The 21623-nt window shown below is 45.3% G+C and carries 21 protein-coding genes and 1 pseudogene; 12 read left to right on the top strand and 10 right to left on the bottom strand.

Translation table 11 applies throughout. The features are described 5' to 3' along the window. Positions 1-117 precede the first annotated feature (117 nt). Genes Q0V21_RS23410 through Q0V21_RS23400 form a run of 3 tightly spaced genes read left to right on the top strand, consistent with a single transcriptional unit; the run spans position 118 to position 1790 of the window. Positions 118-780 carry a M48 family metallopeptidase gene (locus Q0V21_RS23410; protein WP_285079922.1) on the top strand — a complete coding sequence of 221 codons (663 nt, stop codon included), beginning with the start codon at positions 118-120 and terminating at the stop codon, positions 778-780. Positions 781-821: 41 nt separating this feature from the next. Then, positions 822-1208: an iron chaperone gene (locus Q0V21_RS23405; protein WP_079350434.1), complete on the top strand. Its 387-nt coding sequence runs from the start codon at positions 822-824 to the stop codon at positions 1206-1208. A 48-nt stretch (positions 1209-1256) separates the two neighbouring features. Further along, positions 1257-1790, top strand: coding sequence for an isochorismatase family protein (locus Q0V21_RS23400; protein ID WP_079350433.1), 534 nt, complete (start codon positions 1257-1259; stop codon positions 1788-1790). A 183-nt stretch (positions 1791-1973) separates the two neighbouring features. On the opposite strand, the gene Q0V21_RS32930 is transcribed toward Q0V21_RS23400, so the two are convergent. Both Q0V21_RS32930 and Q0V21_RS23395 read right to left on the bottom strand, forming a co-directional pair. Further along, complete coding sequence (locus Q0V21_RS32930; RefSeq protein WP_367620549.1) at positions 1974-2048, bottom strand: putative holin-like toxin; 75 nt, start codon at positions 2046-2048, stop codon at positions 1974-1976. A 103-nt stretch (positions 2049-2151) separates the two neighbouring features. Further along, positions 2152-2439, bottom strand: a complete 288-nt coding sequence (locus Q0V21_RS23395) for a hypothetical protein (RefSeq protein WP_079350432.1) — start codon at positions 2437-2439, stop codon at positions 2152-2154. A gap of 143 nt (positions 2440-2582) precedes the next feature. Here Q0V21_RS23395 and Q0V21_RS23390 point away from each other — a divergent pair, with 143 nt between their 5' ends. From Q0V21_RS23390 to Q0V21_RS23370, 5 genes are all read left to right on the top strand, one after another. Further along, the gene (locus tag Q0V21_RS23390; RefSeq protein ID WP_017690565.1) at positions 2583-2792 is read left to right on the top strand and encodes a helix-turn-helix domain-containing protein; all 210 of its coding nucleotides are present in this window, start codon (positions 2583-2585) and stop codon (positions 2790-2792) included. Between the two features lie 202 nt (positions 2793-2994). Continuing rightward, on the top strand, positions 2995-4578 hold the full coding sequence (locus Q0V21_RS23385; RefSeq protein WP_301880822.1) for a glycosyltransferase family 39 protein: 1584 nt from the start codon (positions 2995-2997) through the stop codon (positions 4576-4578). A gap of 5 nt (positions 4579-4583) precedes the next feature. Then, positions 4584-5171 carry a hypothetical protein gene (locus tag Q0V21_RS23380; RefSeq protein WP_079350430.1) on the top strand — a complete coding sequence of 196 codons (588 nt, stop codon included), beginning with the start codon at positions 4584-4586 and terminating at the stop codon, positions 5169-5171. A gap of 391 nt (positions 5172-5562) precedes the next feature. Beyond that, on the top strand, positions 5563-6567 hold the full coding sequence (locus tag Q0V21_RS23375; protein ID WP_079350429.1) for a phosphotransferase enzyme family protein: 1005 nt from the start codon (positions 5563-5565) through the stop codon (positions 6565-6567). Between the two features lie 204 nt (positions 6568-6771). Beyond that, positions 6772-7302 carry an HAD family hydrolase gene (locus tag Q0V21_RS23370; protein ID WP_079350428.1) on the top strand — a complete coding sequence of 177 codons (531 nt, stop codon included), beginning with the start codon at positions 6772-6774 and terminating at the stop codon, positions 7300-7302. A gap of 212 nt (positions 7303-7514) precedes the next feature. Here Q0V21_RS23370 and Q0V21_RS23365 read toward each other — a convergent pair. Further along, positions 7515-7706: pseudogene (locus Q0V21_RS23365) on the bottom strand (DUF6366 family protein); the annotation flags it as partial. A 141-nt stretch (positions 7707-7847) separates the two neighbouring features. Beyond that, positions 7848-8453 carry a hypothetical protein gene (locus Q0V21_RS23360; protein ID WP_079350427.1) on the bottom strand — a complete coding sequence of 202 codons (606 nt, stop codon included), beginning with the start codon at positions 8451-8453 and terminating at the stop codon, positions 7848-7850. A 324-nt stretch (positions 8454-8777) separates the two neighbouring features. On the opposite strand from Q0V21_RS23360, the gene Q0V21_RS23355 reads away from it, so the two are divergent. Together Q0V21_RS23355 and Q0V21_RS23350 are read left to right on the top strand one after the other, a co-directional pair. Beyond that, complete coding sequence (locus Q0V21_RS23355) at positions 8778-9227, top strand: hypothetical protein (protein ID WP_079350426.1); 450 nt, start codon at positions 8778-8780, stop codon at positions 9225-9227. Then, positions 9224-9670: a hypothetical protein gene (locus tag Q0V21_RS23350; protein WP_079350425.1), complete on the top strand. Its 447-nt coding sequence runs from the start codon at positions 9224-9226 to the stop codon at positions 9668-9670. The genes Q0V21_RS23355 and Q0V21_RS23350 overlap by 4 nt, the downstream gene beginning before the upstream one ends. A 244-nt stretch (positions 9671-9914) precedes the next feature. Here the strand turns inward: Q0V21_RS23350 and Q0V21_RS23345 are convergent, their stop codons facing one another. The 5 genes from Q0V21_RS23345 to Q0V21_RS23325 all read right to left on the bottom strand — a co-directional run bounded on the left by Q0V21_RS23345 (position 9915) and on the right by Q0V21_RS23325 (position 16925). Further along, complete coding sequence (locus Q0V21_RS23345; protein WP_301880821.1) at positions 9915-11126, bottom strand: alginate O-acetyltransferase AlgX-related protein; 1212 nt, start codon at positions 11124-11126, stop codon at positions 9915-9917. 20 nt (positions 11127-11146) lie between these two features. Beyond that, positions 11147-12568: an MBOAT family O-acyltransferase gene (locus Q0V21_RS23340; protein ID WP_301880820.1), complete on the bottom strand. Its 1422-nt coding sequence runs from the start codon at positions 12566-12568 to the stop codon at positions 11147-11149. A 112-nt stretch (positions 12569-12680) separates the two neighbouring features. After that, complete coding sequence (locus Q0V21_RS23335; RefSeq protein WP_079350422.1) at positions 12681-13832, bottom strand: hypothetical protein; 1152 nt, start codon at positions 13830-13832, stop codon at positions 12681-12683. An 18-nt stretch (positions 13833-13850) separates the two neighbouring features. Then, complete coding sequence (locus tag Q0V21_RS23330) at positions 13851-16130, bottom strand: glycosyltransferase (RefSeq protein ID WP_301880819.1); 2280 nt, start codon at positions 16128-16130, stop codon at positions 13851-13853. Between the two features lie 390 nt (positions 16131-16520). Further along, entirely contained in the window at positions 16521-16925 is a 405-nt protein-coding gene (locus Q0V21_RS23325; protein WP_024631266.1) for a CBS domain-containing protein, read from the bottom strand. A 147-nt stretch (positions 16926-17072) separates the two neighbouring features. Here Q0V21_RS23325 and Q0V21_RS23320 point away from each other — a divergent pair, with 147 nt between their 5' ends. Beyond that, positions 17073-19205, top strand: coding sequence for a penicillin-binding transpeptidase domain-containing protein (locus tag Q0V21_RS23320; protein ID WP_301880818.1), 2133 nt, complete (start codon positions 17073-17075; stop codon positions 19203-19205). A gap of 106 nt (positions 19206-19311) precedes the next feature. Here the strand turns inward: Q0V21_RS23320 and Q0V21_RS23315 are convergent, their stop codons facing one another. Beyond that, positions 19312-20070, bottom strand: a complete 759-nt coding sequence (locus Q0V21_RS23315) for a class I SAM-dependent methyltransferase (protein WP_301880817.1) — start codon at positions 20068-20070, stop codon at positions 19312-19314. A 304-nt stretch (positions 20071-20374) separates the two neighbouring features. Between Q0V21_RS23315 and Q0V21_RS23310 the strand changes: the two genes are divergently transcribed. After that, on the top strand, positions 20375-21613 hold the full coding sequence (locus tag Q0V21_RS23310; RefSeq protein ID WP_301880816.1) for an FxLYD domain-containing protein: 1239 nt from the start codon (positions 20375-20377) through the stop codon (positions 21611-21613). Positions 21614-21623 lie beyond the last annotated feature (10 nt).

Raw genomic sequence — 21623 nt, 5'->3', positions numbered from 1 at the left:
ATTCAATTAAAACATTATAATTCGCTGAACATTATGCATGGAGTTACTGAATAGGTTACAATCTGAAGAATAAATCAGAATTTTGACATTGAAATATCGGAAGAAGTGGAGCACGTTATGCTAACTATTGAAATAAACAATCATCCTATTACCTGTCATATTGAATATGGAAAACGCAAGAAAGTCTCCATCACTATGGATTTACCTTATATGGTCACAATCAAGGCTCCCAATGGCACCAGCGAAGAAATGATTCAACAACTTGTGGAGCAGCATGGGGAAGTGATTTTGACGAAATCAGCCTTGATGCAGCAGGCGCTGGATGGTCCTCAAGCCAAGGAATACGAAGAGGAAGGCAAGGGAAAGTTCCTGCTTTTTGGCCAAGAACATGCGCTGCATGAGTTAATTGACGTAGAGGGTTATTCGGAAGAAGATTTGCGTGCGAATCTGAAGAAGTTTTATTTTGCCGAGTGTAAAAGAATGATCGGTGAGCGCATCGGCCGTTACCAGCAGGAGTTGAAGGTGAAGCCGAAGTCTGTGGATATCGTGGAATCGGCGACCAAGTGGGGAAGCTGCAGCTGGGACAAAAAACTTACGTTTAACTACCGCTTGGCGATGGCACCGCTGGAAGTGATTGATTACGTGATCATTCATGAATTGTGTCATATTCACCACATGAATCATGATCGTTCGTTTTGGCGTCGTGTTGGCAGTATTATGCCAGACTACAAAGCCAAGGAAGATTATCTGATGCGAAATGGCCGAGCCATGACGTTGTGAAAAATGCCATACCACGAATGGACGTGCGGAAGGAGTTCAAGATGTCAGAGAGTACCACTTCTGATGTGCTGGTAGATGAATATATCTCTCAATTTCCTTCGGATGTACAGGATAAATTACAGGCATTAAGACAGATTATTCGCGCTTCCGCTCCCAATGCGGTGGAGAAGATCAGTTACAAGATGCCCACATATGCAGAGCACGGAAACTTGGTTCATTTTGCCGCTTACGCCAAGCATATCGGATTTTACCCGAGTGCCAGTGGGATCGAAGCATTTAAGGAAGAACTCTCACGGTATAAAGGAGCCAAAGGATCGGTGCAATTTCCCATAGATCAGCCATTGCCAGAAGAATTGATCCGCAGAATTGTGGAATTTCGGGTACAGGAAAATGCGAAGAAGGCTTTGGAAAAGAAACGAAAGAAGTAGTGGAAGTGGGAAAACGTCTATCGATCAACTAAAGCAAGGGGAAAGCATATGAACAAAGCTCTGATTGTATTGGATGTGCAATACGGGATTACGTCATTGAGGGATTTCACAGTACAGGTAGGGAACATTGAAGCAGTTATCGCTGATTTTGAACAGCGGAATGAACCGGTCATTTACTTGAAACATGTAGACTATGACCACGAGGGATCTTCACTATTTTACAAGAATGCTGCGGGTCTGGAGATTGTAGTCGACACTGGGCGGCATACGATTCTGGAAAAAAGTAAACCTAACGCCTTTAGCAACCCGGAGTTGAAGAAATGGCTCGATGAACATCAGGTGGAACATGTGTTTATTGTGGGATTTAATACAGAATATTGTTGCCTGTTTACGACAATTGCGGCCGAGCATGAAGGGTTCAAAGTCACTCTGATTGAGGATGCAACGGGTTCGGTAAATACAGAAGGTACTTATGAAATGCCAGGATTGGACATTCAGGACTTTGTCGGTTCGGTTCTGAACTGGTCCAATTGTATTGAGGTTTTATATTTGCACGAGTATAAGGAATTGTATGAGGATTAACACGGTTTATATATGACTTCAAAGATTTGAGTATGGTATAATTAGAGCAGATTAGACGTAAAATGCAAAGAGGGCCGTGCTGGTAACACGACTCTCTGAGCAATAGCCGCTTTTAAGGGCGGTGGGCTTCAGTAACATAAGGGCACGATGAAATAGACCGCATTCCTTTGCTATGGGGGCGGTCTATTTGCGTTTATCGGACAGAATGGCAACGATGAGCGTACCAAAGGTAAGCATCAACATGATTGCTTCAAACACTGTCACAGGGCATCCCTCCCTTCATGGCGAGGTAGCCGACCGACCCTTTAAGCCTATTCTATTGCTTTGTTGATTATAGCATATTTTGTAAGAAGCTATGGCGTCAGAATCTGTGTATATGTAACTCGCTCATTAGTTGCAGGGCATCCCGAAACCCTTGTAAATAAATCTCTCTTTCCAGAAGTGTTTGAATAGAAAGTTGAGTATCTTCATATAAAAAAATGGTCTGATTCAGATATTCAGGTAAAGCTTGGCGAATGGTATGAAAATAATGATCAGATTCTTCAGATAGTTGGGTATAATCAGGCTGCGTGTGAGACAAATTGTTGTATAATAACTCTAAGCGCGTTCGGATTAACGGTTCTGCCAAAGATTCCAGAGATTCTATCATTTTTGCACACCTCTTTTAGGAAATGTATAGATATTGAGCTTATATATGAACACTACAGTGTACATTATATTCATTCAAATATACACTTTGTGGTGTGCTTTGTCAACACTACAGTATGCATTATAGTTTGGAGGAGAACATGTATGATTAAGATTCATTTATCTCGAATTATGGGAGAGAAAAGAATTAACATTGCCGATTTATCCCGACTAACCGGACTACATAGAAATGGGATTGCCAAATTATATAATGAGGAAACAGATGGCGTGAAGTTCGATACGCTGAATCGAATATGCGAGGCTTTGGATTGTGAGATCCAGGATATTATTGAGTTTATTAAGGACGAAAAGTGATCTTCAACGATTAGCCTTAAAGCCCATATACTCTTTTATAAAAATAGACATACGGACCGTTCCCTTAACCAAGGGACGGTCTTTTTTTGTGCTGTAAATCATCTCCCAATGAGTATTCATTCGCACGAATCTGAATTCAGCCTTTTTTCAGGTAGAGGCATTATACTATTCCCGAATCCTGTACTGGAAAAGGAGTTTTGGCATGTCTAAGGTGATCCATAAGTCGCTTTATCTCATTCTGCTTATTTTTGTCGGTGTGTTTATCGTTTCGTCCCTGTTTGTCCGGGCGCAGTACAATTACACCTTGTACGGGGATAATCCGATTCTGGGCGCACAGCAGTGGAGTATTTTTATCCCGGTGATTGCGTTGCTTCTTGTATCCGGTACCCTGCTATACCGCCTTTGCCTGAAGCTGAACAAAGCCAGCCCAAAGGTTGTTATTCCGGTGGTGCTGCTATGTTCTCTAGCTATTCAAATCATAATTATCTTCGTATTTCCAAGAGTGCCTACCGATGATTCACAGACGGTGCTTTCACTCGCCATGAACATGCTCTACGATCAGGACTATTCCTCGTTCGAAACGGGCGGATATTTGCATATGTTCCCGTTCAACTTTTCTACCGTCTTGTATTTAAAAACATTGCTGTACCTGTTCCCGGATAATTATCTGGTAATCAAGCTGTTCAATATTTTGTTTTCAACCGTAACGACATTAATGATTTATCTCATTTATAAACAGTTAAATAACAAGTCCACGGAGCGTGATTACGGGGTTCTGATCTTCGCGGCGACGTATCTGCCGTCTCTGTTTCTGAATAACCTGATCTATAACGATGTGATTGCCACGGCATTTCTCACGTCTTGTCTGTATTTTTTGATTCGGTTCATACGTGAAAAGTCCTGGAAAACAATCCTTATCGCTGCCATTCTGCTCGCGGTTGGAAACTACTTCCGAAGCGTCGGCGTGATTGTGCTGATTGCCGCCATGTTAACCATTCTGCTGAATATGCGAAGTATTGGAATCAAGAAAGGAATTGCCTCCATTTTTGTGCTGGCTATGTTGTATAGCGTCCCAGGTTGGACTCAGAATGCGGTCTTGAATTCTTCTGGTGCTGTAAGTGAACCTGTTGGGGAAAACTCGGCTCCGGTCTATATGTGGCTGAACATGGGTATTAATCTCGAAAGATTCGGCTTCTGGGATAATATGGAGAGCTACCAGATCTATCAGAGAGATGCTAATTATAATAAAGCTGAAAGTACAGAGCTGTACAAGCAGGAGATTGAACGGAAACTGTCAGAAGCCAGCTTAAGTGATTTGGCCCAGATGTATTACAAAAAGATCATTTGGACCTGGACCGAAGGAACCTACCAAATGGATCGATATGGCATCGGTAATGAAAGCTCCTCGGGGATGGGGGAAGGAAGAGGTGGTGGAATTGCCGGCTCCTATAGTTATACCAATGCGGTAACGGACTTGTTTCAGGGAGATTCCGTCTACCGGACGGGAGTGCTCTGGGTCGTTTATGTGATGAATTTCTTGATGTACTGCTTTATTGTCATTCGCTTAATCGGTAGTATTCGTGGAAAAAGGTATGATGAGGTCTCTTTAATTCTGATTATTCTCGGATTTATCGGATTCTATATTCTGTGGGAGATTAAATCGAGATATATCTACCCCGTATATCCGTTGCTGGTTGTGTTGTCGTACATGGGATTCAAAGATGCATATAATTTCATATTTTATAGAAAACTTGGCTGGGAACGCTCTTCCCTGAGAAAGAGGTGATCCGTATGCGAAAAAAAGGTTATCTCACATCGGCTATGCTCCTGTTGTTTACCTGCACAGTTTTTCTATCCGCCTGCGACGCCATCACTGCCCAGAACATTACGAATACCGGTTCCGCCCAAGGCATGAATGGTGGCGGAATGATGAATGGCGGTGGCCCTGGCATGAACGGAGGAACGCAGAGAGGCGGGGGCCAAGGAATGAATGGCAGAACAGGTAGCACGGACGAGATGAGGGGAATGATGAATGCCGACCTTACGGGCAGAGTTATTTCCGTTGAAGGAAGCACAGTCACGATCGCATTACTTGAGGTGCAGGACAACTCAACCACAGGCTCCACGAATGGAAATGGAAGACAACCAGGCGTCTCCAGAGGCGGGAGTACAGACATGAAGGATACTGGCATCGAAATGAAATTGAACATTGGTGATGATGTGAACATCTCACAAGGAATGGGCATGGGGGCACCTGGTAACAACCAAAGCGCCGATTCTTCCATTCAGGTATCTGATCTGAAAGAGGGAGATGTCGTTATGGTGTGGTACAAAGAGAACACGGAGACTGTAGAACGCATGGTTGTTACACAATCCTGATAACCTTTGCCTGTAATCAATTATTGGAGTATTATGGAAATAACTTGTTTTTCGGAAGGAGTGATCGTCATGAAACGACGGGCTAAGATGATGCAAAGCGTGGCTACAACAATTAAGGTGAATATGAACTGAATAGATCCGGCAGAGCAATGGAAGCATGACGAAGCATTTGTATTTTTGCTTATGTGACGAAATCCAAAGTCTGCCGACATATAGGATATAACTGCTCCTTTTTCCTGGTATTCACGAGGTTTATTTGCTTATGAAAGTATACCTCGTGCACCCGGAATTTTTTGAAGCCGCAGGCATAGCCTGCGGCTTTTTGCGCGCAAAAATAGGAATCGGAACCCTAAAAGCGTTCTATTTAAACGACCCATAAGGAGATACGCCCATGTTAAAACTTAAATATTTATTCCATAATAACGATCTCGCCGAGATGATTTTGAAAAACTGGAGTTATGATTCCGAGTCACTGGACATGTTTCAGTATTATCGTATATCCTCCAATGCCGTGTATCCGTTCAGAGATCAGGGAGAGGTTCGGTTGCTTCGTTTTGCCCCGGTAGAGGAGAAAAATCAAACCAATCTTGCAGCGGAACTGGAGTTCCTGTCCTATCTTAAACTAAATCAATATGGCGTCATGGAAGCTGTTGCCTCCCATACCGGAAAAGAGCTGGTAGAGGCCCATACGCCTTGGGGAATGTATTATGCCTCCGTTTTCAAACGAGTGCCGGGTAACCAGATGGGTAGTATTGATTTGAATGACCAGATCGTGTGTAGCTTGGGTGAGGCATTGGGGAGGCTGCATCGTTTATCTTGCGAATACACACCTAAACAGGCGAAACGCTGGACGTATACGGATGTACTGGATTGGATGAAGGACGTGCTGGGGGAGTTCCCTGGCGAGACTGCGGCGCTCAATGAGGTAGAAGTTCTCCGGAGTTGTTTTGCACATTGGCCCGTTACACAGCAGACCTTCGGGTTAATTCATTATGACTTTGAACTGGATAATGTCTTCTATGACGAGGAGAGTCAGTCCTGTTACGCCATTGACTTCGATGATGCGATGTACCACTGGTATGCAATGGATGTGGAGCAGAGCCTCGATAGTTTACAGGAGGAAATCCAGCCGGAACAATGGGAGCAGAAGAAGCAAACGTTTATGCAAGGGTATTGGGCAGAAGCTGGAGACACCTATGATATGGAGTCGATGTTCCCTGCATGCCGTCGCTTTGCCAATCTGTACGGTTACGTACGTGTGCTTCGGTCTGGAGCAGAACATTGGGCGCATGAGCCGGAATGGATGAGTGGATTAAGAGTAAGGTTGAATAAAGCGATGGCAGCAAAAGCAAAGCTATTCGGTAAGCAGCAGAACCTCCAACTACCGTCCAATTGATCCTGATTATTTTTTCGGTCGAGATGATTAAGCTTAAATCAGGTATCCGCACGAGCTCGACGAAAAAATGATTGATTTTTTATTCGTCTCCATTGTAACATTGGATTAAGCGCTATACCTTATTTTGGAACATCATTGTATATGGTCAAACGGAAACCGGCAAGTCGTTACACCAATTGAATGAAGAGGACGGTCATAACGGACATGGACGACAAAAAGCTAATTATCTTTTTTGACAGCGGCGATACCATCGTTGATGAATCTACCGAGATTCGGGACGAAGAAGGAATTGTTCTGACTGCGGATCTGATTCCGGGTGCGGATATCACGATTCAAAAGCTTCATGAACAAGGATACACACTGGCCTTGGTTGCTGACGGCGATGCACAATCCTTCAAGAACGTATTTAAGCAGCATGGACTTCATGATTATTTTAGCACAATGATTATTTCGGAGAATATTAAAGCCAGCAAGCCAAGCCCGCGGATGTTCAAGGCAGCAATTGGTGCCCTTGATTTGTCTGAAGGGGATTTTTCCAGGACGGTGATGATTGGTAATAACCTGAGTCGTGATATGAAGGGAGCTAACGCACTGGGCATCACCAGCATCTTTCAGAGCTGGACGCCTCGTTATCCCCATGAGCCGATGGATGAGACAGAACGTCCAACTCATACAGTTGGTGAACCGCTGGAGTTGCTTGAACTTATTGAACGGCTGAATGCCGAGGTCAAATAAATAATCAATTTCGGCCAGCCCTTGAGCAGAAGGAAAGAATCTCATTCAACCTTCTGCTCAAGGGCTATTTTTACTTTTCCACATGAGAAAATGATAGAATGATCGCGAAATCAGGAACGGGGGTAGGTGATTCACATGGAAGAACCACATCGGAAGGGGTACTCACCAAGGATTTATTCAAGTAGCAAAGAGTGCATCGTTACCTATCCTTCTCAGAACACTAATTTATAAATTACATAGCCTACTATGAATAATATAATGAGGATTCCGGTGCCTTTCCATCCCAAACTGCCAACTAAATCGGATAAGCTTCCCAATTGAGCACGATTGATACCATCACCAAACGTACCCATGGAGTTTCCCTTTAATTCTTCTTGTCTCAAACGTTCTCTTTTGGCTTCGGGCGTTTCTTCTCGAAAATCATTTAATCACCCCTGAGATTTCATTTTTTCGGTAAGCAGAACCTATATTAAACAAGAGCACAGGTGATCCGGAGTAAGCCAGGAACGCCTTGTGCTCTCTGCTGTATTTAAATGATGTGGAATTTAGGCTTCAATGCTTAGATCAAAATCAGGTTCACACATATAGTCGATCGGGTAGAGATCATCTCTTGCCGAGATTAATGCACGGAGATGAAGGTACACATTGTTGGGCTGCACCACAACACCACCGACAGAATAGGGAACAAGTTCTGCTACGACAAAAACATCCTCTGCATGGTTACATTTGAAGATTACATTATCCGGGTTGCACACTTCCTCCATATAACAGTAAGTCATGACATGGAAGGAACGTCCCTTCCAATTCGTCTTAATCACTTTATAGGACTGCGTCCGCACAAGATCAAGATAACGCTCCAGTGCAAAGGTATGCTCAAACTGGGTGATGTACCCCTTTTTATCCACATCAATCGTAAATTCCACATCATAGCTCTCTTGAAACTCTTCTTGGAACGTTCCCTTCATCATCTTCATCGCATCAAAGGTTGTTCCGAATTCAGGATTTTCCACATAGGGAATGGCTATGAGGTCTGGATCAACATGGTGAGTAATCTCACTTTTATGGGAAACGCCCGTATTAAACTTGGTAGGCTGAAGATCAATTGAACCAATCATACTTCCGGGGAAACCAGGACTGCAACTTATTCGCATAGTCATCTCCTTCGTTGTTAATCAATTATTAGACGAAAGAATGAGGGGGAAGTTGCGCCAGAATAAGGAAATTGAGACTGGTTGCGGAGTGTTCTGCTTATCGTGGGCTTTTGGATGGGTAAATAGAAATGTCTCCATTTCCATTCGTCTTGTTCTTTTGATACAGTATTTATATGTTTCATGAATGGGTGATGGGCAACCACACTCGATATCGTTCTGCAATTAAGTTGTCTAACGGGATAACAGGTTAGGTTATAAAGTTAAAAGCTATCTTACAGCCAGAGGGCTTATACTCATCATGTTTGATTCATTAGGAGGCTTAATATGTTATCCAATAAAGTGATTGATTATTGTCAGAATCAGGGCTGGTGGCATGAAGATGTACCAGCAGAGTATGAAGAAGCTTTACGTCAACTGGGTATAGATCTTGAATCTGATTTTGCACATTTTTATTTGCATGCGGATGATGGTCCGACCTTTTACAGCAGACATCAGGAGATCTATCAGATCTGCTGGGTTATGGAAAACACCGTATACTTGGAGGACATGACAGTGGCTCAACTTACGCTTGGATTGCCAGAAGCCTACATACCGCTGGACAGCTTTGAGGGCGAGGGTGGATTCTTTTATAACCGCCAAACGGGAGATGTGGCTCTGGTGGAGCTGGGTGAATCGATCGAACGTTTTCTGAGCGGTGAAAGCACACCGCAGTGGGCGAGTTTCAATAACTTTCTGGAATGGTATTTCGAACTGGAGGAGGAGGTTGCGGAGTGAAGGATCTGACACCGGAGCATCCCGAACTGGAGAGACAAATTATTGAAACGGTAGAAGCAGGCAATGTTCTGGATGAAACGCAGCAGCATGAGCAAGCCCTGATCTATTATGATCAGGCTTGGGGGATGCTGCCCGAACCGAAGACGGACTGGGAGATTGCGAGCTGGATTGCTTCCTGTCACGTGAATGCACATATGGACCTGGAGCAGTTCACACTGGCGAAACCTTGGGCTGAAATAGCCCTGCAAACGCGAGGTTCGGATATTAATACGGGTCCTATAATTGATCTTGGTATCGTCTGCATGCGACTTGAGCAGCATGATGAAGCTTTTGCTTATTTGGAGCAGGCGTATGTATATGGCAAGGAAAGAGCGTTTCAAGGCAGCCCGCGTGACGTTTTACAATATTATAAGGAACAAAAGGCGAAGCGTGAACGAAACTGATCTATTGGAATACAAAAAGAAAGGGTACCCTGTCTGCCAGATTATTGGCTGTGGGGTACCCTTTCTTATGTTTGACTACAAGATCATACCTGAACGGAGGAGGCAGAAAGAATCTGGAGAAGCGAAGCGTTCACCTTTATCACCGGATTTCTCCCTAATAAAAAGGGATAAAAGAAATCTGGGGATAACAGTGATCGGAAGATTGTTCTGCCACTGTAGTGGTAAAGTATGATCCTTCACCGAGTTAATCTTTCGATCCGTAAGGGAAAAACTCATCTACGAGATCCTGCGGTGATATCGACACAAAGACGTGATCCAGGTCGGTTTTGCTGGCGAAATCCATGATGTCTCCCGTATAATACCGTGGATCAATCAGGTAAATCTCAGACACGACGGTGGACAAGAAGGAGATCATCGGCACTGCGAGAGAGTCCTTGATGAACATGACTTTGAGTCCGTTCGATTTGTCTTTGTTCACCACATGAACGATTCCCTGATTCCCGTACAGGTACGTAAAGTACTTGTCAGCAGTTAGATCATAGGTAGCTCCTTGCACATTCAGTGGATAGGTCGTGAGCAGCGCATCCTCGAAGCGGCCATTCAGTGTGGCTTCCGTCTCACCGGTCTTAAAGTAGAAGGAATAGTCCGTTTTGAACTTCGGATAGATCAGGTCAAAGTCATCGTCACCAGCAAAATATTTCCCGGCTTTTCGCCCCTGTGATCCAATAAAAATATCCTGATACGGAACTACATTGTAGTTATTTAAGTCCGTGAAATAATGATCCGGGTCCAGCGGTTTGTCGTACATGCCGTCCAGATGATTCACGAGCTGACCGAAGGCCCAGAACGCGGTCTTGATTTTCCAGTGATGATCCGTGGTAAAAAAGAGATCATTTGCCGGAATACCGCTTTCCAACAAACCTTTACGCAGATCAACTGTATCGATGCCATCCTGCTTGAGATTGGCCAAAAAGCCATCGGCTGTTTCGTTGTTATAATTGTACGGAATTCCCTCTGGAAACTGCGTATAGCCTCGCACGTATTTGTCTGGTGTCATCACATAGGTCAGCTTCGTTTTGGGGTCCAAATGTGCTCCCAGCGCAGCCACCCGATCCGACAGATCTTTCGTATCCGTCGGCCCAGTAGCGAAGTAGGTATAGTGCAGCTTGCCCTCCATGTCTTTCACAACCTCGAAGTTGTTCTCCTCGTTCTTCCACATGAGTGACTGCATATATCCGTACGCTTCCACGAAGCCGAATTTCTCGAAGACATGCTCATTAATGTCGTCATCCAGTTCGTGGATCAGTTCTTTGGCTTCAGAATAATGGTAGTCCGCTGAGGCCAGCGTCTTTTGGATCGGCCCGAAGGACTGAATGATATTCAGGACAGAGAACGTCACGAGCACGAGAATGAAGAGGAAAGCCGTGATTCTCTTTTTGGCAAAAAAGTTGTGCATGCTTGTGCCTTCTCTCAGAATTAGAAATTGAAATAAATAAATGGATTGTATGTACCTTTGACCAGATACGATACACAGATCAGGAATAGAACGATGATCGTAAGCGGATAAGCCAGTACCAATGGTTTGCTGAAACGTGCGCCGTCGACCATCAGTTTGTTCATTCGCGTGGCAATCGGCATGCAGAACAGAATACCGAGGATGAAGAAGAGTGCGTACTCTTTCAGGAACATCCAGGTCGTATCACTCCAGAATCCATTGCCGTACAGTCCAAACATGTTGCCCAGATAGTTGCCAGCTTGCAGCAGATCCGGTGAACGGAAGATCACCCACCCGATGACCACAATAAACATAGCATAGAGATGCCGCAGCGGGTTGAAGCGAGTTCCTTTATCGAAGTTGGATATTTTCTCCAGAGCAATGAATGCGAAGTTAATTAATCCCCAGACTACAAATGTCCACTCCGCACCATGCCATACCCCAGTAAGTCCCCAGACGATGAGCAGATTGCGAATCATTTTATCCTTGTTGGTGACACGTGATCCTCCGAGTGGGAAATAGACATATTCCTTGAACCAGGTGCCCAGCGAGATATGCCAGCGGCGCCAGAATTCGGTGATGGAACGGGAGATATATGGATATCTGAAGTTCTCTTCGAATTTGAAACCGAACATGAGGGCGAGACCAATTGCCATATCGGAGTACCCCGAGAAATCAAAATAAATCTGCAATGTATAGGCGATGGCTCCAAGCCATGCCAGACTTGCCGGAATATTCGAGGTGCCACCCATGCTGAAGATGTGATCTGCAACAATCGCCATGCTGTTGGATAACAGCACTTTTTTACCCAGACCGACAATGAAGCGGCAGCAGCCCAGTGCGAACTTGTCCCAGCTTTCCTTACGGTTGACCATCTGATCTGCAATTGTGTTATAGCGCAGGATTGGTCCGGCAATGAGCTGAGGGAAGAAGGAGATATACAGCGCGACATAAAAGAGATTTTTCTGCACAGCGCCATGTCCGCGATACACATCGATCACGTAGGAGATTCCGTGGAAGGTAAAGAAGGAGATACCTAAAGGTAACGCGATATTCGGGATACTTAGGCCAATGTCGGTATTCTCGTTCACTATCCGCAGCGCGAAGGCCATATATTTAAAAACAAACAGCATACCCAGATTGACAATAAGCATCAACGTAATGATGGTGTAGGCGGCATTCCGTCGTTCCCTGAATTTGTCCACGAGCAGGGCAAAGATATAGTTGAAACAGATGGAAGCCAGCATGATGAGGACAAACCACGGTTCACCCCATGCATAGAAGAACAGACTGGCAACAAGCAGCAGCATGTTTTTGGCCGTAACCGAGAATTTCAGTATGTAATACAGCCCCAGCACAAGCGGCAGGAAATAAAATAGAAAGATTACACTGGAAAAGAGCACTGCCTTTCCTCCTTGAGGATCATATAAGGGGGCATGTTGTAGCTATTGATACAACATGCCCAAGTAAAACAGACACCCGGATCTCAGATTCGGGTGATCTGCCAAAGTCATTTTACATGCGAAAAGGACGCCTTGCTTGTCGATCTTCCCGGGAACGCCGCTTTAGAGAGCCAGAGTTTTTCCGTTGTCTTCTCCACAGCCAGTAGAGAATGAGTCCATGGATTCCGGCAGCTGTTAACAAGAGTCGAATAAACCATCCCACCGATGTTTTCATGAGTGGGTCCGCAGGGCTGAGCACCTTGGTAACTTCAGATGGGTCAGGAATAGAGCGCGGGGTCCCGTCTTTCTCCTGAACATTCATGGCTGAGGAGCGATCCAGCATGACGATGGTTGTCAAATTCCATTTGCCATTCACTAGTGCACGTATGGTCGCTCGCTCAGCATCGACATCGGTATGGAGCGTCAGTAGTCCATCCGGTGTGATAGATACTCCCTGCACAGGGCTGTCGAGCTGGAATTTTACATCGGGCATTTCTTTAGAGGTTGATTGAACACCGTATTGGACAATAGATTCCCCGGCTACGGGCTTCACCACACGCTCGTCACCAGTCAATTGCAAGGTGGTCAGATCGTTCTCCACCACCGCTTGCTTCCTGGATATAGGTTTGATATTGCCGATGCGGAAGTTCAGCTTGGCGTTTTCCGGAGTTGTAGTTGTAATGCCCCAGCCAATGACTTTGCCCAGGTTCGCCTGACCTGCCGTGCTGGCTTTGTTCTGGACCATAAGGCTGGAAAAGGGAATACGGATCTGTCCGACAAATCCCGGTTCCAACTCAATCAGACCTGATACCGGGTGAACCAGCTCAGCCTGCCCGGTTGATTTCTCAACAACGATGACGTTTCGATCATCAGATACAGTTAGGGAGAGTTTATCCGATCGAGTCAGTACGATATTAAGAGGCAGCCTTCGGTCCGATTCATTGCGGATGGAGAAGGTCAAGGCCCCATAGCCTGACCAGTCTCGATTCTGCAGCTCATAGACGTAGGCCGAATAGTATCCTTTTTTGAGTCCCAGCGTGGAGCTCTTAATCTGAATACTGCCTTTGTTATCAACGCTTGCCTCTACCTTGGCTCCATTGTTCCATTCATGGAGTGTAGTCCCGCTCACCTTGAGCTGCTCAGCCTGAACAGCCTGAATCGGATACACGCTCCATAACACAGTTAAACTGGCAACAAGCGTCAGTTGTTTCCACTTTTTGATCATGCTTCACTTGCCTCCGCTCTATAAATAAGCCATCTCGTTCAATTCGTCTGGTGAGAAATTGTTTTTGCCTTGAGATGTAGGGCCTTTTTTGCCCTGCTGCATATGTTCCTTATTCCACTGTTTCAGCAGTGCTTCCAATGTCGGCATCTGATGGTTGCGAGCAATGTCACGAATATTGGTCACACGGTAAAGGTCCCCTCGTTTGTCACGCAGGGATTGTACCCACACGCATTCGAGTGAGATATCTTCGCCAAGCGGAAGTTGGATTTCATTGACCAAATCATGATTTTCCATCTCCACCAGAACGAATTCATAGTTGAAATCCAGCAATGTCATGTTTCCATGATCCGGTGTTTGCAATTCGCGATTCAGCGCAATTCGTGCCAGCTTCCGGTTGGACATGAATTCACTCTGACCCCGACGCACAAAATTCAGGCGAATGTCTTCAAATGTACTGATATCCTTGTCCAGCTTCTGCGGCAGCGTAGGTTCGCGATCATAGATAATATGCAGCAGCTGGCGCTGCTCTTGTTCCGTGATCTCCTTGACGGTAAAAGCATATTTCCAACGGTTCCCGATCGAAGCGACATGCGCCACCTTGCCTGTAAACTCGCTTGAATATCGATCATTCACCAGTTTAATGCCAATCTCGATATCACTTGGAATGTACTTCGGTGTATCTAGTATAACGGAAATTCCGCCTTCCGAGAGATCGTGAGTGATGCAGGAGATGGTCTCCCCCTCCGTAGTGAGCGTGCAATCCACGGCAGCCATTGAGCGCTCGTGGTTTCGGAATACTTTGCGTCCAGCCAGGAAGAAGATCGACATCATGATGTTATAGAAATTAATCAATAACCAGTACAGCACAACGAGGAAACCAATCGTGCCCTGACTGAATGTCCAATGAATGCAATTCACGATTCCGATTATGGACAGCACCGCCAGAATCAGATGAGGAATCATCTGTTTAATTTGATAGTTCCGATCATTATTTTGCGCTCCGTCTTTGCGGGTAACGACGAATTTGTTCATCGTGATGCCAAGGGTCTCCAGAATGACGGCCGGCAGAAGGGATGGGAACAAAATGGTCTCATATACATTGGTCCATTTGGTGGTCCGAATATTGCCGGATAGCATTCGCAGACAGGTGTTGGTCAATAGATACATCGGCAACCAGAACACAAGGATCTCCAGAATGGTACATTTCACAACCAGAATGCCAAACACGGCAAACAATATGGGTGACATGATGTACAGCAACCGTTTTAACCCGGAGTACCAGTAGGTAATGGAAGAGATATAGTTCAGCTTTTGGGCAAAGCTAAGTCCTTTCTTGAAAAGAAGGTTCATCTTTTTGCCTGTTTGGATACAACCGCGCGCCCAGCGCTGGCGCTGTTTGATCAGGCTTTTCAGATCACCGGGAGCAAGCCCGGAGGCTAATACTTTGTTGGTGGCGAAGCAGCGATACCCTTTGCTCTGCATCTCAATACCGGTAGCAAAATCCTCTGTAATGGAGCCAGTGTAGAAACCGCCCACGTCTTCCAGCGCCTGTCTGGAGAGTACAGTATTTGTTCCCCCATAGATGACGGAGTTGGATTTGTTGCGTCCTACTTGTACGTCCCGATAGAAATAATCCTGTTCATTCGGTATCCGGTTCTCAGAGTACAGATTGTACTGGAATTGATCGGGATTATAGAAGCTCTGTGGTGTCTGCACAAAACCGATTTTTTCTCCGGTCAGAAAGTAGGGAACGCACGACGTCAGAAAATCATGCTTCGGAATCATGTCGGCATCAAAAGTGACGATTAGCGGGGAGGACGTATGCTTCATCGCATTGTTCAGGTTACCCGCCTTGGCGTGCACATGCTCCGTTCGCGTAAGGTAGTTAATGCCCAGGTGCGCCGCCAGTTCCCGCATCTCGGGACGGTTAGAGTCATCACACAGATGGATATGTACTTTGGAGTGATCAGGATAATCCATGTTCAGACAGCCGTTAATCGTTTTGAACAGTAGCGAAGTGGGTTCATTATAAGTCGCGATAAATACATCCACATCCGGATATAAGGCTTCGTCAACAATAGGAAGTGTAGGATATTCGAGCCGGGTCATATTGTAAAAATGGACCGCCAGTTCGAACATACCTATAAGTTCGACAATGAGGAGGGCAAGACCTGCGGTCACGGCGAGAGGGCCATGTCCGAAAGGAATAGTGAAGAATGTACGCCAAATGACGTAAATACAAGACATAATCACAGTAGCCGTGACAAGTACCTTGTTGCGTGTACTTAAGTAGTTCAAGTGAATACCTCTTCCTGATTTTTCTGAGTAGTGCCGCCTATCGAAATAAAAAGAATGTGATCATTGTACTAAACGATTCTGAACAAATTCTGAAAAAAAAGATAGGACCTCAGTAAATATAGAGCCATCGATTCAATTTTCGATGGGTAATTTTGTCGTATCATAATAATTATTGTAGTTATTTGTCGAATTTTACGCAATATGTTTATTCGTTTTTTTCGCAAAGATGAAATTAGGTCCTAAACGGATTTAAAAACACAAAAATGACGAGCCCAAGGATCAACGTCATTAAGTTAAGTTACACTTAATGTCATTGCCCCCAAGGACTCGTCATTTCTGTTTCAGTCTTTTGCCAATCTGATCTGCAAAAGGCATATATTCAATTCAAACTTAGTCAGAGATGTTACGCGTATAATACTCAATAATATCCTTGCGACGGATAATACCGAGGAAGACACGGTCCACATCCACCACAGGCACAAAGTTTTGATCTGCTGCCAGCGTCAGCATATCCTCCATTTCGGCCTTAATAAAGACACATTCATTATATACACGGTTGTCGATCTCGTGCACCTGAACCTGATCCATCGTTTCAAATGTCAGTCCGGGGGTGCTCCGCATTTTCCATAACAAATCGCCTTCGGACAGGGTGGCAACATATTTTCCATCCTGGTCAATCACGGGAATGGCGGTATAATGTTGCAATTCAAGCTGCTCGATCGCATCTTTCATGGAAGCTGAAGACTTGATATAGGCCACTTCGGCTTTGGGGAGTAAAAAATAGCTGATTTCCATCATCGGGCTCCTTTACTGTAATCTCACTATCCTTATTTAAACATATTATGTGAGCTTTCGGCTATTTTTAATGATAAATTCGTCAGATTTGTTCCATTGTTTAATTGAGGCTGGAAATCTATAGTGTATATTAGAGGTGATATGATCATGAAATCGAAACGTAAAATTATTTATGGACTGCTTCCCATCTTATTTGCTGGTGGAATCGGAATGTACTTATACATGCAGAATAGCAAAACAGAGGAAGTGAAACCCCAGGCAACCGTTGATCAATACATAACGCATTTGCAAAAGAAAGAATTCGATCAACTGTATCCCTTGATGACGCCTGCTTCATTGAATGAGTCTGGCATGAACCGTGAGCAATTTGTGGAAAAATACAACGCGATTTATTCGGGTATGGAGGTTTCTGCGGTAAAGGCAGCATTGATACCGAAAGTAACCGAAGAGACAACGGACAGCAACTCACAGCAAGGCAAGGATAACGGTGATAAAGAGAACAAGAATGGGACGAATAGTGGAAATAAAAATCAAAACCCGGATGTCTATGAGGTGGACTACAGCCTGCAGCTAACGACCTTCCTGGGGGAAGTGAATGAGACGCATACATTGAAACTGGTACGTGAAGAGCTTGAGGACGGAGCGAAAGTCTGGCGGATCAACTGGAAGCCATCCATGATTCTGACCGACATGGTCAAGGGGAGCAAAGTTCGGGTCAGAACACTTTTCCCGGAACGTGGAGACATTGTTGATCGTGAAGGGCTGCCCCTAGCAACAAAGGGAAATATATATGAATGGGGCATCATTCCTGAGAAGCTGGGAGAAAATCCGGAGACGATGATCGCCCGAATTGCGGAGCATTACAAAGTAACAGCAGATATCATTAACACTGCACTTGCACAGAAATGGGTGAAGCCGGAATATTTTGTTCCCATTGCTTCAACAGAGGACTCCAGGGTGCCTGCAGCACTGGCTGGTGTGCAAGTTCAATCCAAGGAAATACGGTATTATCCGCTTGGAGAGTCTGCGGCTCATCTGATCGGCTATGTTCGCAAGGCCACCAAGGAGGATCTGGAGAAAGATAAGGAAGGTTATTATCGTGCGGAAGATTGGATTGGCAAAGCCGGACTGGAGCAATCACTGGAGAAACAGCTTCGCGGCGAACGAGGTGGCCTGATCGAGATCACCGATGATTCTGGAAACACTCGCTTAGAGCTTATCCGCAAGGATGCAGTGGATGGACAGAATATTCAACTGACGATCAGCTCCGAGCAACAGAGTAAGTTGTATAAAACACTATCCAGTGGTGGTGAAGCCGGAGCGATGGTGATGATGAATCCAACGGACGGTAATCTGCTGGCACTGGTCAGTGCGCCTTCCTATAATCCAAACAAGATGGTTACGGGACTGACACAGGCAGAGTGGGATGCATATTCAGCAGATGAGAAGCTTCCTTTTATCAATAGGTTTACGAATCGCTATGCACCTGGCTCAACCTTCAAAGCCATTACGGCAGCTGCCGGGCTGATGGAGAAGGTTACCACAGCGGACAAATCGCATGATATCTCTGGTTTGCAATGGCGCAAGGATGAGAGCTGGGGCGGTTACTATGTGAAGCGTGTGAAAAGTGTAACCCCGGTGAACATGGTTGATGCGCTGGTCTACTCGGACAATATTTATTTTGCGAAGGAAGCTGTTGAGATGGGCAGCGCCAAGTTTATAGAGGGTATCCAGAAGTTCGGTTTTGGAGATAACTTTGGACTGGATGAACTGTATTTGAAACCAAGCCAGTATGCGAACGAGGCTCATCTGGATCTGTCATCCGAGGTGTTGCTCGCTGACACATCCTATGGACAGGGAGAAATGTTGATGTCGCCGATTCATCTGGCGTCGTCCTTCACCCCTTTTATTAATGAAGGGAAAATGGTGAAGCCTGTACTGATCGAGGAAAAGGAAACCGCCAAACCGGAAGTTGTAATTACGCCTGAAGTCGCAAATACGGTGAAGGATGCCTTGGGCCAAGTCGTAACCCGATCGGGAGGAACGGCCCATTCCTTGGACTCACTTCCTGAAGGGTTGGCCGCGAAGACAGGGACTGCCGAGTTGAAGGCCAAAAAGGGAGAGAAAGGCCAGGAGAACGGTTTTGTCGTGGTGTTTGATACGGATTCACCTTCCTTCCTTATAGCCGCGGTTATTGAACAAGTGAACGGACGAGGTGGCAGTCATCATGTGTTGGATAAATTAAAGCCGTTCCTGGAGAAAAAGGGAGTAACGCAGTAATTTGGTACTATATACGATGATCTAAAATAGTATTTGAAAAGCCCATCCACCATTCATGTTACCAAAATGGTGGATGGGCTCTTATTTTTGCCTTTATGTTATAGATTTATTTCTGGGCAGTCAGCATAAAACGTGCCGAGTTCGTTCGAATCCCTTTATCGCAGCGATTTTGCTCGACGAACTGTTGGAAACACTCCAAATCGGATTCCCTCTCACCAAAACCGGGAATGATCGGTGCATGGGTCAGAAGGAATAGCAGATCATCAGATGTGGCGTAATACTCTGTTGCATTATATTCCCGAACTTGAATATGTTGAAAACCTGCTTCGCCAAGTTCATGTTTGTATCGTTCCATCAATGTGTCTGGCTGAACGCCCAGTGACTGTCCACGGCCAAAGACCTCTGAGATGTTACATTTATCGTTTTCACTGACTTGCTGAGTAAGGAATATACCCCCATCTCCCAATACTCTGTATACTTCTGTAGCGCAGAAGTCGCAGTGTCTGGAGGATACCACATTAAAGAATTGATCTGGAAATGTCAGTTGCTCTGCATTCATATGAATAAAACGGACATTCGAGAAGCCGGAACCAGATGCCTTGAGATTACGCTGTGCAGTTTCAATCATGCCATGGGAAAGGTCGATTCCAACCAATAACAGTGCGGCATGCGCGATGGAAAGAACAGCTTCTCCTCCACCTGTGCCAATATCAAGCAATAGATCGGATGAACGAGTGCGGCGAACAGCTTCCTCATAGAAGTCCCATCCAATGCCCTCTGAAGTCACGTTCAAAGAGTTAAAATCCCAGCCATTCATTCGGCCTATGCGTTCGTAAAAAGAAGTATAATCCATTTTTTTCTTCATTATAGGTTTCCTCCAATGTGAGTTCTTCATTCTAGGCAGATGTTGTGCGAAATCGCTACGATTAGATGTCGAACAGGCTCAAAAGGGCAGACGTATCCCCTGATAGCTGGTACGCGTTTTGACCCAGCCCGACGACTAATTACTTCGAACGATACGACATAACATCCGTTTCACCTCACAGTTGGAATACTTCCATTATACACCACAAATATATGGTGCAATTTACCTTTTTGCTATATGATAAGTGTCGATTCATGTAATAAAAGCATAGTATACATACGTTCTTTTTGATGGAGGGATCAGGGTGTATTGTCACGTATGTGGGACCAAAAGCAGTCCAGGGGACAGCACATGTAGAAAGTGTAGAACGAAATTAAAAGACTCAGGCTCTACAGAAGAACAGATTTGGGCAGAAACAGCGGTCGGTTTGGAGAGTGGAGCGGGAAAAGCAGTCAATCAATTATCCAGGCAGCATCAGTCTGCACCGAAGCAGAGCAACCAAGGTCGCGCATTTAGCTGGATTATTCCACTGCTTCTGGCAGCGGTGATGGGGGCTTTGCTGACGTACTATTACAAGCAGGAGACAGGTATTAATTCAGAGGTGAAATCGCTGCATCAACAGGCGGAACAAGCAGCCCTGGAAGGTAAGTACAAAGAAGCACTTCAGTTGCTGGACACCGCTTTAGCGAAACGGCCGAACTATAATGCACTTGTACAGGATCGCCAAATTACGGCGAAGGCGTTCAATCTGATGAATCAGTTAAATGAGGCGGCCACAAGTTTGAAGACAGGGAAACTCTCCGCAGGAGACAAGACCATACAGGCTGTAACCAAAGTGCTGAACGAGCGGGAAGAACCAGTATTTTCCAAAGTACGTGCGACATTAAACAATAGAAAGGTCACACTGGCCGTACTGAAGGTGAAGAAGGAAATCGATAGTTTGACGACGGTAGAGGCACTTGCCGAGAAGCTGGATACCGTATCGAATTTGAAGGGCAAAGAAGCTGAGGCGGTTCAGAAACAAATTATCGACAAGATGGCTGGCCTTAGCTATAAGCAAGCTGAACAACAAGTGAAGAAAAAGGATTTCACAGCAGCTTTACAAACTGTGGATCAAGGGTTGTCCTATGCGCCGGAAAATGAAAAACTCACTGCGTATCGTGAGAGGGTGCTCAGTGAAAAAAAGGCGTTTGAAAAAGCGGAAGCGGAACGGATCCAACTGGCGGAGCAGCAGGCTGCGGAAGAAGATCTGAAGAATCGAACAGCAGCAGTAAGCTTAGTGAGCGTTGACGCAGCGCTCGATATGTACGGTGACCTTTATATCAGCGGTTCAATGGTAAACAATGCGACCCGGCCGATCTCCTCCGTCACTATCATGGTCGACATTTATGGTACAGACGGTAGCTTTCTGGGCCAGACTTATGTGGATGTGTATCCAAGCTGGTTGGATGTGGGGGAAGAAGGGTTCTTTGAAACCTATTATTATGGTGTGTATCAGGAAGCGGAAGTCTCTGTTGTGAATGCAACGTGGTATCTGGAATAGGAGGACAAGT

Origin of the sequence: Paenibacillus sp. 11B (genome assembly GCF_030487755.1) — a bacterium.
Classification (GTDB): domain Bacteria; phylum Bacillota; class Bacilli; order Paenibacillales; family Paenibacillaceae; genus Paenibacillus; species Paenibacillus vandeheii.
This window is presented reverse-complemented; position numbering and strand designations above follow the sequence as displayed.

Bases quoted from the DNA above. Each gene is read 5' to 3' on its own strand.
- Q0V21_RS23410 (WP_285079922.1), top strand. From the start codon at position 118: ATGCTAACTATTGAAATAAACAATCATCCTATTACCTGTCATATTGAA.
- Q0V21_RS23405 (WP_079350434.1), top strand. From the start codon at position 822: ATGTCAGAGAGTACCACTTCTGATGTGCTGGTAGATGAATATATCTCT.
- Q0V21_RS23400 (WP_079350433.1), top strand. From the start codon at position 1,257: ATGAACAAAGCTCTGATTGTATTGGATGTGCAATACGGGATTACGTCA.
- Q0V21_RS23395 (WP_079350432.1), bottom strand. From the start codon at position 2,439: ATGATAGAATCTCTGGAATCTTTGGCAGAACCGTTAATCCGAACGCGC.
- Q0V21_RS23390 (WP_017690565.1), top strand. From the start codon at position 2,583: ATGATTAAGATTCATTTATCTCGAATTATGGGAGAGAAAAGAATTAAC.
- Q0V21_RS23385 (WP_301880822.1), top strand. From the start codon at position 2,995: ATGTCTAAGGTGATCCATAAGTCGCTTTATCTCATTCTGCTTATTTTT.
- Q0V21_RS23380 (WP_079350430.1), top strand. From the start codon at position 4,584: ATGCGAAAAAAAGGTTATCTCACATCGGCTATGCTCCTGTTGTTTACC.
- Q0V21_RS23375 (WP_079350429.1), top strand. From the start codon at position 5,563: ATGTTAAAACTTAAATATTTATTCCATAATAACGATCTCGCCGAGATG.
- Q0V21_RS23370 (WP_079350428.1), top strand. From the start codon at position 6,772: ATGGACGACAAAAAGCTAATTATCTTTTTTGACAGCGGCGATACCATC.
- Q0V21_RS23360 (WP_079350427.1), bottom strand. From the start codon at position 8,453: ATGCGAATAAGTTGCAGTCCTGGTTTCCCCGGAAGTATGATTGGTTCA.
- Q0V21_RS23355 (WP_079350426.1), top strand. From the start codon at position 8,778: ATGTTATCCAATAAAGTGATTGATTATTGTCAGAATCAGGGCTGGTGG.
- Q0V21_RS23345 (WP_301880821.1), bottom strand. From the start codon at position 11,126: ATGCACAACTTTTTTGCCAAAAAGAGAATCACGGCTTTCCTCTTCATT.
- Q0V21_RS23335 (WP_079350422.1), bottom strand. From the start codon at position 13,832: ATGATCAAAAAGTGGAAACAACTGACGCTTGTTGCCAGTTTAACTGTG.
- Q0V21_RS23325 (WP_024631266.1), bottom strand. From the start codon at position 16,925: ATGGAAATCAGCTATTTTTTACTCCCCAAAGCCGAAGTGGCCTATATC.
- Q0V21_RS23320 (WP_301880818.1), top strand. From the start codon at position 17,073: ATGAAATCGAAACGTAAAATTATTTATGGACTGCTTCCCATCTTATTT.
- Q0V21_RS23315 (WP_301880817.1), bottom strand. From the start codon at position 20,070: ATGAAGAAAAAAATGGATTATACTTCTTTTTACGAACGCATAGGCCGA.